This is a genomic window from Nonomuraea marmarensis (assembly GCF_043197025.1).
GTDB classification, from domain to species: domain Bacteria; phylum Actinomycetota; class Actinomycetes; order Streptosporangiales; family Streptosporangiaceae; genus Nonomuraea; species Nonomuraea marmarensis.
Genome location: NZ_JBICRM010000023.1, coordinates 37,478 through 51,673 on the forward strand (window position 1 = coordinate 37,478; position 14,196 = coordinate 51,673).

General features: G+C 70.8%; 13 protein-coding genes. 10 read left to right on the plus strand and 3 right to left on the minus strand.

All coding sequences use genetic code 11. From position 1 onward, the window contains the following. Positions 1-153: 153 nt before the first annotated feature. A complete protein-coding gene (locus ACFLIM_RS31640; RefSeq protein ID WP_393171706.1) occupies positions 154-1,632 on the plus strand; it encodes an Nramp family divalent metal transporter in 1,479 nt (492 codons plus the stop codon). Here ACFLIM_RS31640 and ACFLIM_RS31645 read toward each other — a convergent pair. Beyond that, complete coding sequence (locus ACFLIM_RS31645) at positions 1,629-3,710, minus strand: alpha/beta hydrolase-fold protein (protein ID WP_393171707.1); 2,082 nt, start codon at positions 3,708-3,710, stop codon at positions 1,629-1,631. The two genes, ACFLIM_RS31640 and ACFLIM_RS31645, sit on opposite strands and share 4 nt — an antisense overlap. Before the next feature lie 228 nt (positions 3,711-3,938). On the opposite strand from ACFLIM_RS31645, the gene ACFLIM_RS31650 reads away from it, so the two are divergent. The 3 genes from ACFLIM_RS31650 to ACFLIM_RS31660 all read left to right on the plus strand — a co-directional run bounded on the left by ACFLIM_RS31650 (position 3,939) and on the right by ACFLIM_RS31660 (position 6,778). Then, entirely contained in the window at positions 3,939-4,634 is a 696-nt protein-coding gene (locus ACFLIM_RS31650; RefSeq protein ID WP_393171709.1) for a GntR family transcriptional regulator, read from the plus strand. 28 nt (positions 4,635-4,662) lie between these two features. Beyond that, positions 4,663-5,796 (plus strand): MFS transporter, encoded by a 1,134-nt coding sequence (locus ACFLIM_RS31655; RefSeq protein WP_393171711.1) that lies wholly within the window; start codon positions 4,663-4,665, stop codon positions 5,794-5,796. Positions 5,797-5,863: 67 nt separating this feature from the next. Beyond that, positions 5,864-6,778, plus strand: a complete 915-nt coding sequence (locus ACFLIM_RS31660; protein WP_393171713.1) for an SDR family NAD(P)-dependent oxidoreductase — start codon at positions 5,864-5,866, stop codon at positions 6,776-6,778. On the opposite strand, the gene ACFLIM_RS31665 is transcribed toward ACFLIM_RS31660, so the two are convergent. Continuing rightward, a complete protein-coding gene (locus ACFLIM_RS31665) occupies positions 6,768-8,537 on the minus strand; it encodes a glycoside hydrolase family 15 protein (RefSeq protein ID WP_393171715.1) in 1,770 nt (589 codons plus the stop codon). The genes ACFLIM_RS31660 and ACFLIM_RS31665 overlap by 11 nt on opposite strands. Before the next feature lie 29 nt (positions 8,538-8,566). On the opposite strand from ACFLIM_RS31665, the gene ACFLIM_RS31670 reads away from it, so the two are divergent. The 4 genes from ACFLIM_RS31670 (at position 8,567) to ACFLIM_RS31685 (ending at position 12,041) form a co-directional block, all read left to right on the plus strand. Beyond that, positions 8,567-8,731, plus strand: coding sequence for a hypothetical protein (locus tag ACFLIM_RS31670; protein WP_393171717.1), 165 nt, complete (start codon positions 8,567-8,569; stop codon positions 8,729-8,731). Positions 8,732-8,821: 90 nt separating this feature from the next. Then, positions 8,822-10,204, plus strand: coding sequence for a xylan 1,4-beta-xylosidase (locus tag ACFLIM_RS31675; RefSeq protein ID WP_393171719.1), 1,383 nt, complete (start codon positions 8,822-8,824; stop codon positions 10,202-10,204). A 77-nt stretch (positions 10,205-10,281) separates the two neighbouring features. After that, entirely contained in the window at positions 10,282-10,530 is a 249-nt protein-coding gene (locus ACFLIM_RS31680) for a hypothetical protein (RefSeq protein ID WP_393171720.1), read from the plus strand. Between the two features lie 35 nt (positions 10,531-10,565). Beyond that, positions 10,566-12,041: a S8 family serine peptidase gene (locus ACFLIM_RS31685; RefSeq protein WP_393171722.1), complete on the plus strand. Its 1,476-nt coding sequence runs from the start codon at positions 10,566-10,568 to the stop codon at positions 12,039-12,041. Between the two features lie 191 nt (positions 12,042-12,232). Here the strand turns inward: ACFLIM_RS31685 and ACFLIM_RS31690 are convergent, their stop codons facing one another. Beyond that, the gene (locus ACFLIM_RS31690; protein ID WP_393171724.1) at positions 12,233-12,910 is read right to left on the minus strand and encodes a winged helix-turn-helix transcriptional regulator; all 678 of its coding nucleotides are present in this window, start codon (positions 12,908-12,910) and stop codon (positions 12,233-12,235) included. A 107-nt stretch (positions 12,911-13,017) separates the two neighbouring features. Between ACFLIM_RS31690 and ACFLIM_RS31695 the strand changes: the two genes are divergently transcribed. Next, on the plus strand, positions 13,018-13,464 hold the full coding sequence (locus ACFLIM_RS31695) for a DUF6632 domain-containing protein (RefSeq protein WP_393171726.1): 447 nt from the start codon (positions 13,018-13,020) through the stop codon (positions 13,462-13,464). Positions 13,465-13,501: 37 nt separating this feature from the next. Beyond that, positions 13,502-14,131: a DUF899 domain-containing protein gene (locus ACFLIM_RS31700; protein ID WP_393171728.1), complete on the plus strand. Its 630-nt coding sequence runs from the start codon at positions 13,502-13,504 to the stop codon at positions 14,129-14,131. The last annotated feature ends 65 nt before the right edge of the window (positions 14,132-14,196 follow it).

A 14,196-nucleotide genomic window follows, 5' to 3' on the forward strand; every position in this document is an offset into this window, starting at 1 on the left:
TCATGTCATCACCTGATGGGAGATATCTCCAGTACGCCTCACCGCCCCAAGGGCCGAGGCCCGGCGAATAACTCAATCGGAGCGTTTCGGACGGCAATTGGGTCTTGTAGCCGCCGTGGTTCGGGATCACCCTGAACGACAGGAGGCAGTGAGATGTCGCACCCACTGGGAGTCAGCCGTCCGGACCTCGAAGTCACCGATCTGCCCACGCCTGAGGAGGTCTTCAAGGTCTCCAAGATCGGCCCCAAGGAACTGATCAAGTACGCCATCGGCCCGAGCCTGATAGCGCTCGGCATCTCCATCGGCAGCGGCGAGTGGCTGCTCGGCCCCCTCAACGTGGGCCAGTACGGGTTCGTCGGCGTCGGCTGGGTCATCGTCGTGTCGGCGCTGCTGCAAACGTTCTACAACGTCGAATGTTCCCGTTACGTCCTGGCGACAGGCGAGACGCCGGTGGTCGGCTGGGGGCGGGTGCCACCGGGGTGGCCGCTCTGGGTGCCGCTGTCGGTCCTCATCGTGATCTTCGCGTTCATCGCGGGAGGCTGGGCCGCGTCCGCGGGCCAGGGTGTGTACGCGCTGGTCCACGGCGTGCCACCGGGCGCCGACGACGTCGAACCGCGCCTGTGGGCCATCGGCCTGCTGGTGCTGGTGTTCCTCATCACCGCGGGCGCCCGCCGCATCAGCCGCGCGCTGGAGCTGGCGAACTGGGTGATGGTCGGCACCATCCTCATCGCCCTGCTGGCCGTGGACCTGCTCGTGGTGCCGTTCAGCCTGTGGTGGGAGGGCATCCGCGGTTTCGTCACCCCGGCCGCCCCGCCCGCCGGGATCACCGCGACCCAGCTCGGCGCACTGGCCGGATTCACCGCGCTGGCCTCCGGCCTGAACTGGTACGTCATGGGCCACTACCGCGACAAGGGCTACGGCATGGGCTACCGCGTCGGCTACATCTCCGGCCTGCGCGGCGAGCGGCGCGAGATCCTCGCCAGCGGCGTCACCTTCCCCGACGACGAGCGCAACCGCGGCCTCTGGCGCCGCTGGTACCGGCTGCTGATGGTGGACATGTGGGGCGTGTTCTTCGTCGGCGCCATCCTCGGCATGCTGCTGCCCACGCTCCTCATGTCCCAGGCGGTCGCGCTGACGGGCGAGAAGCCCACCCGGGCGAACGTGCCGACGTTCGTGGCCAGCGCGCTCGGCGGCGAGTACGGCCGGGTGGTCTTCTACGTGGCGCTCGTGATCGGCGTGCTGATCCTGTTCTCGACGCAGCTCGGCATCTTCGAGGCGATGGTGCGGGTGACGACCGACGCGGCCAACTCCACGAGCCCGCGCCTGCGTGCCCTCATCTCAGGCGACCCGCGCCGCTTCTACTACCCGTTCATGATCGTGCTGCTGATCCTCATCTCGATCATCATCTTCCAGTCGCTGCCGGTGGGCCTGGTGGAGTGGTCGGCCAACATGTCCAACCTGGGGGCGTTGCTGTATCCGTTCCTGCTCATGTATCTGAACAGCAGGCTCCCCCGCCCGGCCCGCCCGCGTCCCTGGCACTACGTCATCCTCGTGCTCAACTTCCTGTTCTTCGGCTTCTTCTTCGTCAACTTCATCGCCGACTTCATCGGGGATCCGCTGGTGACCTTCTAGGGCTCGACGGTGGTCAGGAAGACGTCGCCGTTGCCGAAGGCGTCGCCGCCGGTCGGGGCGCCGTAGGTGAGGCCGGAGATCGCCACCTGGCCGGAAGGCGTCGTGGCGGCGTACAGGTTGGGCTCGGCGAAGGGGTCGACGGCGTCGTCCCTGGCGGTGCCGAGCTGGGCGGCGGCGCGCTGCTTGCCCTTGGCGTCCAGGCGGACGGTGAGCACGTCGGCGCCGCCCGCCGGCACCCCCACCCGGCCCCGCGTGTAGCCCACGACCTCGACCTCGCCGCCCGCCAGCGGGGTCACGGCGGCGCCCTCGTCGGCGGCCGGGGTGGCGAGGGTGTGCTGCCAGCGCTGCCTGCCCTGGGCGGTGTAGGCCAGGGTGAGCGCGTCGCCACCGGCGGCGCCCCCAATGATGCCGGTCGCGACGGCGAGGCCCGTCGTGGTGACGGTGACCGCGTTGAGCTTGTCGTCGCCGGAACCGCCTGCCGCGGTGGCCCATCGCCTGGTGCCGTCCGGGGCGTAGGCGGCGATCCAGCCGTCGAGGCCGCCGAGCGCGGTCGTGCCCGGCAGGGCGGCGGTGGCGCTGCCGGTGACGTAGAGGTTGGTGGCGTCCGCGGCGATGCCGTACGCCTTGTCCTCGCCGGCGCCGCCGTACTGGCGGATCCAGGACAACTCTCCGCCGGGGGTGAGGCGGGCCACGATGGCGTCCTTGTCGCCGCTGTTGGGGCCGTTCAGTGCGCCCTTGGTGTAACCGGTCACGTACGCGCCGCCGTCGGGGGCGGCGGTCAGGCCGTAGAGGCGGTCGGCCGCGTCCGGCGCGCCGAACTGGGTGATCCAGGTGACCTTGCCGGTCGCGTCGAGCCTGGCCACGAACGCGTCGTCGGTGGTGTTGCCCGCGTGGCGGCCGTCCAGGTCGCCCTTGGTGTAGCCGGCCGCGAGCACGCCGCCGTCCGGCAAGGGCGCGACGCCGTACAGGCGCTCGTCCGCCGCAGTGCCGAGCTGCCTGGTCCAGCCGGTCGTACCGGTACGGGTGAGCACGGCGTCGAGGCGAGCGCCGGTCGTCGCGTACCCGATGGTCAGCGAACCGTCCGCGTGGGCCGCGACGCCCCCGGCCCAGTCGGTGGCCGCCGTGCCGTACAGCGGGGCGGGCAGGCCGGTCGGCGGCGTGACGCTCAGGCCCGGGCCCAGCTCGGCCATGGCCTGCTCGAAGGCCGGTGTCCAGACCGTCCAGTCGTGGCCGCCGTCCATGATCCGGAGCTGGGCGGAGATCGCGGGTGAGCGCCTGGCGGCGTTGTAGAGGACGGCGGACTCGAAGTCCAGGTCGTGACGGGCGTCGGCGGGGTCCGGGTTGGCGTACTCGTCGTCGCCGACCGCCACGAACAGCCGTACGGGCAGGTCGGGGTCGAGCTCGGGGAGCAGCGCCGGGTAGTTCAGCGCGCGGTACACCTCGTCCGAGAACTTCTCGCTGTCCTTCCCGAACGCGCCGTAGTCGCGGGCCGAGGAGTCCGACGGCGGCAGCGGCGTGTATACGGCCGGGCTGAGCACGGCGGCGGCGCCGAACAGGTCCTGGTGCGCGAGCGCGAACCGCAGCGCGCCCGCGCCGCCCATCGAGTACCCGCCGACCAGCCTGGCCTCCCTGATGGGCGCGGTACGGTACGTCGCGTCCACGTGCGCGACCAGGTCACGCGTCAGCGCCGTCTCCACCGGGCGGCCCTCGGTGTAGCGGGAGTCCACATACCAGTTGCCGCGCTCGTTCCAGGGGGCGTCCGGCATGACGGCGATGACGGGCGGGATCCGCTTGGTCCGGATCATGTCGTCCAGCACCGTCTTGACCCGGGTCCAGGCCTGCATGGTGTCGCCCCGGCCATGAAGGAGGTAGAGGACGGGGTGGCGGTCGGCGCCCCGGTCGTAGCCGGCGGGGAGGTAGACGTTGTAGGCGACGTCCTCCCCCAGCGACGGCGAGGGAGCGGCGGCGGCGGTGATCGTCCCGCCTGCTCGCACGTCCGTCTGGCCCGGCGCGGCCAGCAGGGAGAGGGACGCGAGGACGGCGAGCACGCCGGCGGCGATCCATCGGGGTCTGGGCATCCACCGCTCCTGTAAACGTTTACCGTAGACACGTCCGTTGTTTCAGGAGAGTTTCATGGTGTTGGTGGGACCGTGTCAACCATGGTCACCGTACGTAACGCTTTCCTCTGACTTTCACGCCGCTTGCACGGTTGATCCGGCTATAACCTGTGCGGCCCATCCCCCAAGTCCGAAATATGTGCCTAAGGTGGGGTGTCACGAGAGGTTATAACGGGGACGGGACAGGCGATGAGCCAACCAGCGGCCGAGCTCTACTCCACCAAGGCGGACTACGCGTACCTGCGGGTCAAGGAGCTGATCCTGGCCGGGGCGCTGCCGCCCGGCTCGGTCATCCCGCAGGGCAGGCTGGCGCGTGACATCGGCATCAGCACGACGCCGCTGCGCGAGGCGCTGCGCCGGTTGAAGAGCGAGGGGCTGGTCGAGCTCGACGCCCACCGCGACGCCCGGGTGGCCCCGCTGGCCGCGGAGGAGGCGCGCGACCTGCTGGAGATGCGGCGCTCGCTCGACCCCTTAGCGGTCGCGCTGGCCGCGGAACGCAGGACCAGAGCCGACATCGCCGCCATCCGCGCGGCGGCGCAAGGGCTCAGGCCGCTGCCCGGCAATCCCGCGTACGAGCAACTCGTGAGCCACCGCAGGTTCCACGCCGCGCTCTACGGCGCCTCGCACAACGACCTGCTCGTCCAGACGCTCGACGGCCTGTGGGACAAGTCCGACCGCTACCGCAGGCTGGCCCTGGAGGTCGAACGCGGCCAGGCGGCCCGCGACCGCACCGCCGCCGAGCACGGGGACCTGGTCGAATGCGTGGTCGCCGGAGACGCCGAGGGCGCCGCCGCCGTCATGCGCGGGCACGTCGACGCCAGCCTCGGCGCCCAGGCCGCCTGGCGGTTGCGCAAGCACGCGAGCGGGGACGGGGTCGATGCCTGAAGCCTGGCATCGACGGCACGCTACGGCCGTGCTGCTGGCGCACTCGGTCGGCACGCAGGTGATCACGTTCGTGCTGCGGCCCACCATGTCCTACCGGGCTATCGAGCTCGACGTGCCCGCCGCGTGGCTGGGCGTGCTCGGCGCCAGCTTCGCGATCGCGCCGCTGCTGCTGGCCCTGCCCGCGGGCCACGCCGCCGACCGGTACGGCGAGCGCCGCATCGCCGTGACCGGGGCCATGCTGCTCACGGCGGCCAGCGTCGCGTTCCTGGCGTTCGGCCACACCATCCCCGGGCTCGTCGCGGCCGGGATCCTGCTCGGCACCGGCCACCTCGGCTGCGTCATCGCGCAGCAGGCGCTGGTGGCCAACACCACCGGGCTCGGCGGCCACGACACAGCATTCGGGCGCTACACGTTCGCCGCCTCGCTCGGCCAGGCCGCCGGTCCCGTGCTGATCGCCGCGCTCGGCGGGGAACAGGCCATCCCGGACACCGGCCGCATCTTCCTGTGGTCCTGCGTCCTAGCCGCCGTCATGATCGTGTTGTCGGCGCTGCTGTCCCGCAGCCCCCGCCCGGATGCCCAGGACCGGGACGGGACGCCGAACGTACGGTCCCTGCTGCGCCGGCCCGGCCTGGCGCACGCGCTCGTGACGAGCTGCGTGGTCCTGGCGGCGCTCGACATCACCCTCGTCTACCTGCCCGCCCTGGGCACCGAGCAGGGGCTCACCTCGGGCACGATCGGCCTGCTGCTGATCATCCGAGGCGTGGCGTCCATGGGCTCGCGCTTCTTCCTCGGCCGCCTCTCGCGGGCGATCGGCCGGCGCAGGCTGCTGATCTCCAGCACCGTCGCGGCGGCCGCGGCCATGCTGCTCACTCCCCTGCCCATGCCGTTGTGGCTGCTGGCGCCGGTGCTGGTGGTGCTGGGGTACGGGCTCGGGGTCGGGCAGCCGCTGACGATGTCCTGGATGGCCGAGTCGGCGCCGCCGGGGCTGCGCGGCCGCGCGATGTCGCTGCGGCTCGTCGGCAACCGCACCGCCCAGCTCCTCCTGCCCGGCGCGGCCGGTCTCATGGCGGCGGGCATGGGCGCCGCGGGGGTGCTGCTGATCACCGGGGTCGGGCTCGGCTGGGCCGGCGTGGCCGCCAGACGGCTGCCTGCCGACGCCTGATCCATAACCACCGGTTATGAACCCCTGTATTGGACCGCCGTCCGGCCCGCGGCCGACCATGAACGTCATGACAGCAGAACAGCGGCCGTCCAGGCGCGCGATACTGACCACCGGCACCACGGGCGTGGTGGCCATGGCCGCAGGAGCGCTGGGCGCCGCCGCGCCGGCGCTGGCCAACACGCAGAACCCGCCCGACCCCTCGACCGGCAGGGCCGACCCGGAGGGCAGGTTCGGCGGCAAGGTGGTGCTCATCACCGGGGCGACGTCGGGCATCGGACAGGCCACGGCGTACGAGCTGGCCAGGCAGGGCGCGCGGGTGTTCTTCTGCGGGCGGCGCGAGGAGCTCGGCCGCCGGCACGAGCGGGCGATCCGGCAGTTCGGGGGCGAGGCCACCTACCTGCGGGCCGACGTGTCCAAGGAGGCCGACGTGCAGGCGTTCGTGGCCGCATGCGTACGCCGGTACGGGAAGATCGACATCGCCTTCAACAACGCCGGGATCGAAAGCCCGAAGGCGGCCCCGATGCACGAGCAGACGTTGAGCGACTTCGAGCAGGTCTGGCGCACGAACGCGGCCGGGGTCTTCCTGGCGATGAAGTACGAAATTCCGCACATGCTCCGCCAGGGCGCCGGGATCATCGTCAACACCGCCTCCATCTCCGCGGAGGTCGGCTTCGCCACGATCTCCCCCTACAACGCCAGCAAGCACGCGGTCGCCTCGCTGACCAAGGTGGCGGCGCTCGAATACGCGGACAAGAACATCCGGATCAACGCGCTGGCGCCCGGGGCCGTGGACACGCCGATGCTGGAGCGGGCGGCCGAGGCGTTCGGGGTGACGTACGAGCAGATCGCGCAGGACTACCCGATCAAGCGGATCGTGGAGCCGCAGGAGATCGCGCGGGTGGTGATGTGGCTCGCGTCCGACGACGCGACGGCCGTGCTCGGCACCGACGTCGACGCCTCCGGCGGCTTCCTCACCCCCTGACCGCCACGGCGGCCAGGGCCGAGGCGGTGTTGACCACGGCCACGTGGCTGTAGGCCTGCGGGAAGTTGCCCACCTGGCGGCCGAGCACGGTGTCGTACTCCTCGGCGAGCAGCCCGACGTCGTTGCGCAGGTCCAGCAGCCGTTCGAACAGCTCGCGCGCCTCGTCGCCGCGGCCGAGCAGGGCCAGCGCGTCCGCCAGCCAGAACGAGCAGGCCAGGAAGGTGCCCTCGCCCCCGGCCAGCTCATCGAGGTTGTCGAGGTCGTGCCGGTGCCGCAACACGAGACCGTCCCTGGCGAGCTCCTGCCGCACGGCCTCGACGGTGCCCGCGACGCGCTCGTCGGACGGGTGCAGGAAGCCCAGCCGGGGGATCAGGAGCAGGGCCGCGTCCAGCCCGCGCGACCCGTAGAACTGGGTGAACGTGTTGCGCTCCGGGTCGTAGCCGCGTTCGCAGACCTCCCGGTGGATCTCCTCGCGCAGGGCCTTCCACCGGTCGGTCGGACCTGTGTGGACCTGCTGCTCGACCGTGCGGATCATGCGGTCGACGGCCACCCAGGCGAGGACCTTGGAGTGCACGAAGTGGCGGGGCGGGCCGCGTACCTCCCACAGGCCGTGGTCGGGGTCCCGCCAGTGGCCCTCCAGGTAGTCCAGGAGGTCGCGTTGCAGATCCCACGCGGCCGCGTCGTGGAACAGGCCGGCCTGCCTGCCCTGGTACAGGCAGTCCAGGACCTCGCCGTACACGTCGAGCTGGACCTGGTCGGAGGCGGCGTTGCCGACGCGGACGGGCCGGGAGTCCTCGTAGCCGCGCAACCAGTCGGCGCGCCATTCCGGGATGCGGCGGGTGCCGTCCACGGTGTACATGATCTGCAGGTCGGCGGGGTCGCCCGCGACCGCCCGCAGCAGCCAGTCGCGCCAGGCGGTGGCCTCGTCGTCGTACCCGGACGTCAGCAGGGCGCGCAGCGTGAAGGCGGCGTCGCGCAGCCAGCTGTAGCGGTAGTCCCAGTTGCGGGGGCCGCCGACGCATTCCGGCAGCGAGGTGGTGGGCGCGGCGACCACTCCGCCGGTCGGGCCGTAGGTGAGGGCTTTGAGCGTGAGCAGGCTGCGCCGTACGGCCTGAGCGTATTCGCCCTGGTACGCGCAGGCGCGCAGCCAGCCGGTCCACAGGCGTTCCGTGTCGTCCAGGGCGTCGAACGGGTCGACCTTCGCCGGTCGCGGCAACCACGACTGGTGCCACGTCAGCACGAACGGCAGCCGGTCGCCTTCCGAGACCGCGAACCGGGCGGTGGTGGTGCCGTTCTCCTCGGCCAGCGGCACGGGGGCGTCCAGCCAGGCGGAGTCGGGGCCCGCGATGGCGGCCAGCCGCCCGCCGTCGTGACGCGTCCAGGGGACGATGCTGCCGTAGTCGAAGCGCAGGGCCAGCTCGGTGCGCAGCTCGACGCGCCCGCGCACGCCCTCGACGATGCGTACGACGTCGGGGGCCTGGCCGCGCGGCGGCATGAAGTCGAGCACCCGCACGCACCCGCCCGGCGAGTCCCAGGTGGTCTCCAGGATCAGGGTGTCGTCCCGGTAGCGGCGCCGCGGGCGGGCCTGGCCGTCGGCGGGGGCCAGCAGCCAGCGGCCCGCGCGCGGCTCGTCGAGCAGCGCCGCGAAGCAGGCCGCCGAGTCGAAGCGGGGCAGGCACAACCAGTCGATCGAGCCGTCGCGGCCCACCAGGGCGGCGGTGTGCATGTCCCCGATCAGCGCGTAGTCCTCGATTCGCATGCTCGCCCCCTGTCACGAGACCACCCGATGTGGCCGCCCCTACCCGACGAGCCGCCGCCAAACGGCACCCCGCACGGGCCCGGCACCCGGTCACCGCCGACGTGAACAAGATCCTCGGCCGCCCCGCGCGGACCTTCGCCGACTGGGTCACCGACCACGTCAAGCTCTTCGACGGGCCGGACGATAACGATTAGCTGTGAACCCTGCTCCCGATGTGCCCCTTATGCGCCACCCATGGAACGCTACAGGCGGCATGACGACGGCGAGGATCGGGTGGGCATCGGGTGGTATCGAGTAACGGGGGATGGACCAGGCGGCGGCTCGGCCGGCTGACCGCCTCGGCCGCGGTGGTCGCCGCCCTGGCGCTGGCCGCGGCGAGCTGCGGGTTCATCGATCCTGACGAGCCGGGGGGCCCTGCCGTACAGGAGTCTTCGGCCGCGCCGCGGGCGGCGAGCGAGAGCGAGATCGGGAAGCCGCCGGCGGTGGACCCGGGCTGGCCGCGCTGGGGGTTCACGCACACGGGGGTGAGCGCGAACAACGTCACGCAGCAGTTCGAGCAGGACGTGGCCCAGTCGCTCGCCCGGACGCCGATGTTGCAGAACCAGCACATCATGGGGTTCGGCGCGCTCAACCCGGAGCCGTACCCGCGGCAGTACTTCTGGGAGGACCTCGACAGCCGGCTGAACCTCATGAAGGAGTCGGGCGGCACGCAGATCATCACGCTCTGCTGCGCCCCCGACTGGATGAAGGGCGGCCCCGAGGGCCCGACCGAGGAGTCGGCGTGGGACGAGCACCTGGAGGACGCCCCCTACCCCGAGCACTACGACGACTTCGCCCGGCTGGCGGCGACCGTCGCCACGAGGTACAAGGACGTCAAGTACTTCATGGTGTGGAACGAGTTCAAGGGCTTCTGGAAGGACCACGCCAAGCCCGCGGACTACAAGGGCTACACGGAGCTGTACAACAAGGTCTACGACGCGGTGAAGGCGGCCCGGCCCGACGCCAAGGTCGGCGGCCCGTACCTCGGATTCGACAGCAACAGCGACGGCGAGTCCGAGCTGCAGGGACCGTGGGGAGTCGTCAACCAGAACGCCATCGACGCCTTCGAGTACTGGTTCAAGAACAAGAAGGGCGCCGACTTCATCGTGGTCGACGGCGCCTCGCCCACCGACGCGCACGAGCTGATACCTGACGAGTTCGGGGCGCTGGCCAAGTTCGGCGCGGTGACCAAGTGGTTGCGCGAGAAGACCGGCGACCTGCCGATCTGGTGGTCGGAGTGGTATTTCGTGCCCGAGGACGGCACCACGTGGCCGGAGAAGAAGCGGCTCGCCGTGCAGGCCGCCTCGATGATCGAGTTCGCCGAGAGCGGCGCCGCCACCGCGCTGTACTGGAACCCGCAGACCAAGGAAGGCCCCTGCGCGGCCTGCCTGTGGGACCCGCGGACCGGCGCGGAGATGCCGACGGGTCAGCTGGTGAGCAACTTCACCAAGTGGTTCCCCGCCGACGCCAAGCTGCAGCAGGTCACCTCCTCCGACCCGAAGGTCCGAGTGCTGGCGCAGCCGCAGCAGCTCCTGCTGGTCAACACGGCGGATGCGGCGGTCACCACGACGGTGGACGGCAAGGAGTTCGCCCTCCAGCCGTATGAGATCAAGTGGAGCGGCCGGTAGCCCGGGACCGGAATCCAAGGGTAATCCCTGGGCCGCCCCCTGTGTCGGAGCCGGCGCCCAGGGACGATCCTGGAGGCATGGCTGCTGAGGGCGAGATTCTCTCGGCCGAGGTCGAAACGGCGCCTGGACGGCAGCGCCAGGCGGCGGCCGCCTTGACGCGCCTCGGCTTCAAGGTGCTCCACATCGGGACGACGACCAGCGTCAGCGCGCCCAGGGACGTGTGGGAGCAGGTGTTCGGCCTGCCCCGGCCCACGGTCCCGGGCGAGCTGAGCGAGCTCGTCGTCGGCGTTCACCTGGTGGAGCCGCCCGATTTCCACGCCCTCTGACGCCTGTCCCTGGTCTCATCTCGCGAAGGAGCGACATGACCACGATGACTGAGCAACGAGCCGACACCGTTTACTTCGAAGCGGCTCTGCGACCGGACAGCGGCGCATCGATGTTCGCCGAATCGACGGCGGCGCAGACGGCGAGTCTCGACCAGCTCAAGCCGGCGCCGGGAGTCGCCGCCCGCGCGGCCAGCGAACTCCAAGCCAAGGGCTTCACGGTCCGGCACGTCGGCACCTTCTCCATCAGCGCCGAAGGCCCCAGATCGTTGTGGGAGCGCACCTTCGGCACCCACGTCGAGGTGCGCCAGGCGAAGTTACAGGGTCAGCCGCCGGACGTGACCGCCCAGGCGGGCGCCGAGGTCTCGTACCTGTCCCACGTGGCCGGGGAGTCGTTCTCGATGCCGCAGGAGCTCCAGCCGTACATCGAGCGGGCCTACCCGCAGCCGCCCCCGCAGTTCTTCGCCTCCCCCATCCCGCCGCGGGTGGGATACCACCACCTGCGGGTGCCCGACGACGTCGCGCTCATCCTCCGCTCCCACCAGGTGCACGAGCGCGGGATCACGGGCCGGGGCGTGCTGGTCGCGATGCCCGACACCGGCTTCTACCGGCACCCCTTCTACGACCACCACGGTTACAACTACAACGCCACCCTCTCCCCCGACGCCACCAGGGTGCAGCACGACGAGTACGGCCACGGCACCGCCGAGGCGGCCAACATCTTCGCCAGCGCCCGCGACATCGACTTCGTCGGGGTCAAGATGGGGGCCAACGCCACGCTCGCCTTCAAGACGGCCTCCGATCTGTCGCCCTCGGTCATGACCAACAGCTGGGGCTATCACCTGCCCGGCGTGGCCAGCCTGCCGAACGCCCTGCGCCCGCTGGAGCTGGCCGTCATCCAGGCGGTCAGGGAGCGCGGCATCACCGTCTGCTTCTCCGCGGGCAACGGCCACATCGCCTTCCCCGGGATGATGCCGGACGTCATCGCCGTCGGCGGCGTGTTCGTGGACGAGACGCAGGTCAACGGCGAGTTCAAGATGGAGGCCTCCGACTACGCCAGCAGCTTCGAGAGCCTCATCTACGCCGGGCGTCACGTGCCCGACGTGTGCGGCCTGGTCGGCAGGCAGCCGCGGGCCCTCTACATCATGCTGCCCGTCGAGCCCGGCGACGAGATCGACACCAGCCTGGCGGGTCCCGGCTATCCGAACAAGGACGGCACAGCGGCCGACGACGGCTGGACGGTGATCAGCGGCACCAGCGCGGCCTCTCCCCAGGTGGCCGGGGTGTGCGCGCTGCTCAAGCAGGCGCAGCCCGGGCTGTCGCCCGACCTGGTCAAGGCCATACTCAAGGCGTCGGCCCGTGACGTCATCGAGGGCAAGAGCGCGACCGGCGAGGTGGCCAACGAGGGTTACGACGGGCCGACGGGCGCGGGGCTCGTGAACGCGGAGGCCGCGTACCGGCTGGCCCGGTCGGTCCAGCCGCGCAACCTCAACACCATCCCGCCGCCGCGCTGAGTCGCATATGGACGCGCGGTCGTCGTAACCGGGACCGGCCGGCACCCTCACCGGTTACGGCGGCGGCGTGATGTCACCCCGAGCGGGAAGATCGCAGCAGGGCGAGCGCCTGGGCGGATCGTGGTCGTGGGGCAACGTGCTCGAGGACGCGGCGCGGGTCACGGCCCCGCCTGACGACGGCCTGGTCCCGTTCAGGCAGGCGCGTGGGCGACGGTGATCGGTTCGGGGGGTGGGAAGAGGCCGAGGAAGCGTTCCGCGAGGGCTTGCGGGCCGGTCAGCGTGAGCTCGCCGGTGGTGAGGGTGTCGGCGAGGGGACGGGCGCGGCCGAGTAGCGCGGCCAGGGTCCGGGGGCTGGTTTCGATGATCAGGTCAGCCTGGGCCTGGTCGGAGTCGGCCCGGGCGAGGCCGAGGTGGTCGCCGGCGATCCGGACGAGGAAGTGGTGCTCGCCGAGCCGCAGGGCGACGGTGATGTCGAACGTTTCGGCGGGCGCGAACAGGGCCTGCAGCGACAGCGCGGCGGAGTCGGCGCTGAGCGGGGCGTCCCGCCGCAGCGAGGGAGAGCGGCTGCTCCAGCGGGCGAGGCGGGTGACGATGGGCTCGAGCTCGGCACCCCAGCCGGTCAGCTCGTAGATCCAGGAGCCCGCGGGCGGGGAGAGCTTGCGGCGCTGGACGACGCCGGCGTCCCCGAGCTCGCGCAGGCGCTGGGTCAGGATGTCCGCGCTGATCCCCGGCAGCCCGGCGCGCAGGTCCGTGAAACGTTTGGGGCCGAGGATCAGCTCCCTCACGACCAGGAGCGCCCAGCGCTCCCCCACCAGTTCGAGGGCGTGCGCGATCGCACATCCGTCGCCGTAACTCCGCTTGCCGACCATGACCCCCACCCTACCAGCGGAAGTTCGCCAATCCACCTCTCTAGTTGTTATTTCCAATCATAGAGTTGTAGTGTCCAACCACTCAACGGCTACGAGAGAGGGTTGACATGGACGACAACCAGCGGCTTCGCACGCTCGCCGCGTTCCTGCGGGTCTACGGCGTGTTGTCACTCGCGATCTTCGGGTCGCTCTTCATCGGGTTCATGGTCCGGACCCCGTTGCTGGCGGAGGTTGGAGGCCCGCTGAACTGGACGATCTGGAACGACGTCAGCTCCGGCCACGAGCATGCCCACGTGCCGCCGATGCTGTTCACGATCTACGTCGTGTGGGGCGTGTTCCTCCTGCTGGCCGCGCGGAGACCGCTCGCCCACACGTCGTTCCTGTCCTTCACGATGTGGGCCAACCTGGCTCACGCCCTGCTCATGGCCGGGCAGGCCGCCATGGATCTGGAGCGCTACTGGAGCAAGTTCCTGACCGACATCCCGTTCGTCCTGGTCCTGGCCCTCGGCATCTTCTTCCTCAGGCCCTCCGAGAGGGCGCCGGCCGAGAGGTAGCTCGTTTTTGTCGGTGCGGCGGCGCAGAATCCACGGCATGGAGAAACCGAAAATTGTCTCGGCCGAGGAGTGGCGGCAGGCCCGCGACGACCTGCTCAAGGCCGAGAAGGACGCCACCCGCACGCTCGACGCGATCGCCGCGCGGCGCCGCCGCCTGCCGATGGTGAGGTTCGCCGCCGACTACGTGTTCGACACTCCGACAGGGAAGAAGACCCTGCTCGATCTGTTCGAGGGCCGCGGGCAACTGGCCGTCTACCAGTTCATGGACAACGGTCCTGACGACTACTGCCCTGGCTGCACCTGGTTCACCAACAACGTCCCGGCGACGGGGCTGGCGGGGCTGGCTGAGGCCGGGGTCACGTGGGTGACCGTGTCCAACATGCCGCTCGCCCAGATCGAGGCGTACAAGGCGCGGATGGGCTGGACGTTGCCGTTCGTGTCGTCGCACGGCACGTCGTTCGCGGACGACTGCGGGGCCGGGGGCGGGTTCATGCTCAGCGCGTTCCTGCGCGACGGCGACGACGTCTACCGCACCTACAGCACCACCTCCCGGGGCGTGGACCGGCTGGTCTTCACCAACAGCGTGCTCGACCTCATGCCCTACGGCAGGCAGCAGGACTGGGAGGACTCGCCGCCCGGCTGGCCGCAGCGCCCCACCTACGGGTAGGCGCGGTGCCCTGCGGTGGTTTTGGGGACGATCTATACTTTTGTCCGAAACTTCGCGTTTCTGAC

Excerpts from the sequence above, each read along its gene's own strand:
- ACFLIM_RS31700 (WP_393171728.1), top strand. The coding sequence starts at position 13,502 with ATGGAGAAACCGAAAATTGTCTCGGCCGAGGAGTGGCGGCAGGCCCGC.
- ACFLIM_RS31685 (WP_393171722.1), top strand. The coding sequence starts at position 10,566 with ATGACCACGATGACTGAGCAACGAGCCGACACCGTTTACTTCGAAGCG.
- ACFLIM_RS31680 (WP_393171720.1), top strand. The coding sequence starts at position 10,282 with ATGGCTGCTGAGGGCGAGATTCTCTCGGCCGAGGTCGAAACGGCGCCT.
- ACFLIM_RS31690 (WP_393171724.1), bottom strand. The coding sequence starts at position 12,910 with ATGGTCGGCAAGCGGAGTTACGGCGACGGATGTGCGATCGCGCACGCC.
- ACFLIM_RS31650 (WP_393171709.1), top strand. The coding sequence starts at position 3,939 with ATGAGCCAACCAGCGGCCGAGCTCTACTCCACCAAGGCGGACTACGCG.
- ACFLIM_RS31660 (WP_393171713.1), top strand. The coding sequence starts at position 5,864 with ATGACAGCAGAACAGCGGCCGTCCAGGCGCGCGATACTGACCACCGGC.
- ACFLIM_RS31640 (WP_393171706.1), top strand. The coding sequence starts at position 154 with ATGTCGCACCCACTGGGAGTCAGCCGTCCGGACCTCGAAGTCACCGAT.
- ACFLIM_RS31645 (WP_393171707.1), bottom strand. The coding sequence starts at position 3,710 with ATGCCCAGACCCCGATGGATCGCCGCCGGCGTGCTCGCCGTCCTCGCG.
- ACFLIM_RS31695 (WP_393171726.1), top strand. The coding sequence starts at position 13,018 with ATGGACGACAACCAGCGGCTTCGCACGCTCGCCGCGTTCCTGCGGGTC.
- ACFLIM_RS31665 (WP_393171715.1), bottom strand. The coding sequence starts at position 8,537 with ATGCGAATCGAGGACTACGCGCTGATCGGGGACATGCACACCGCCGCC.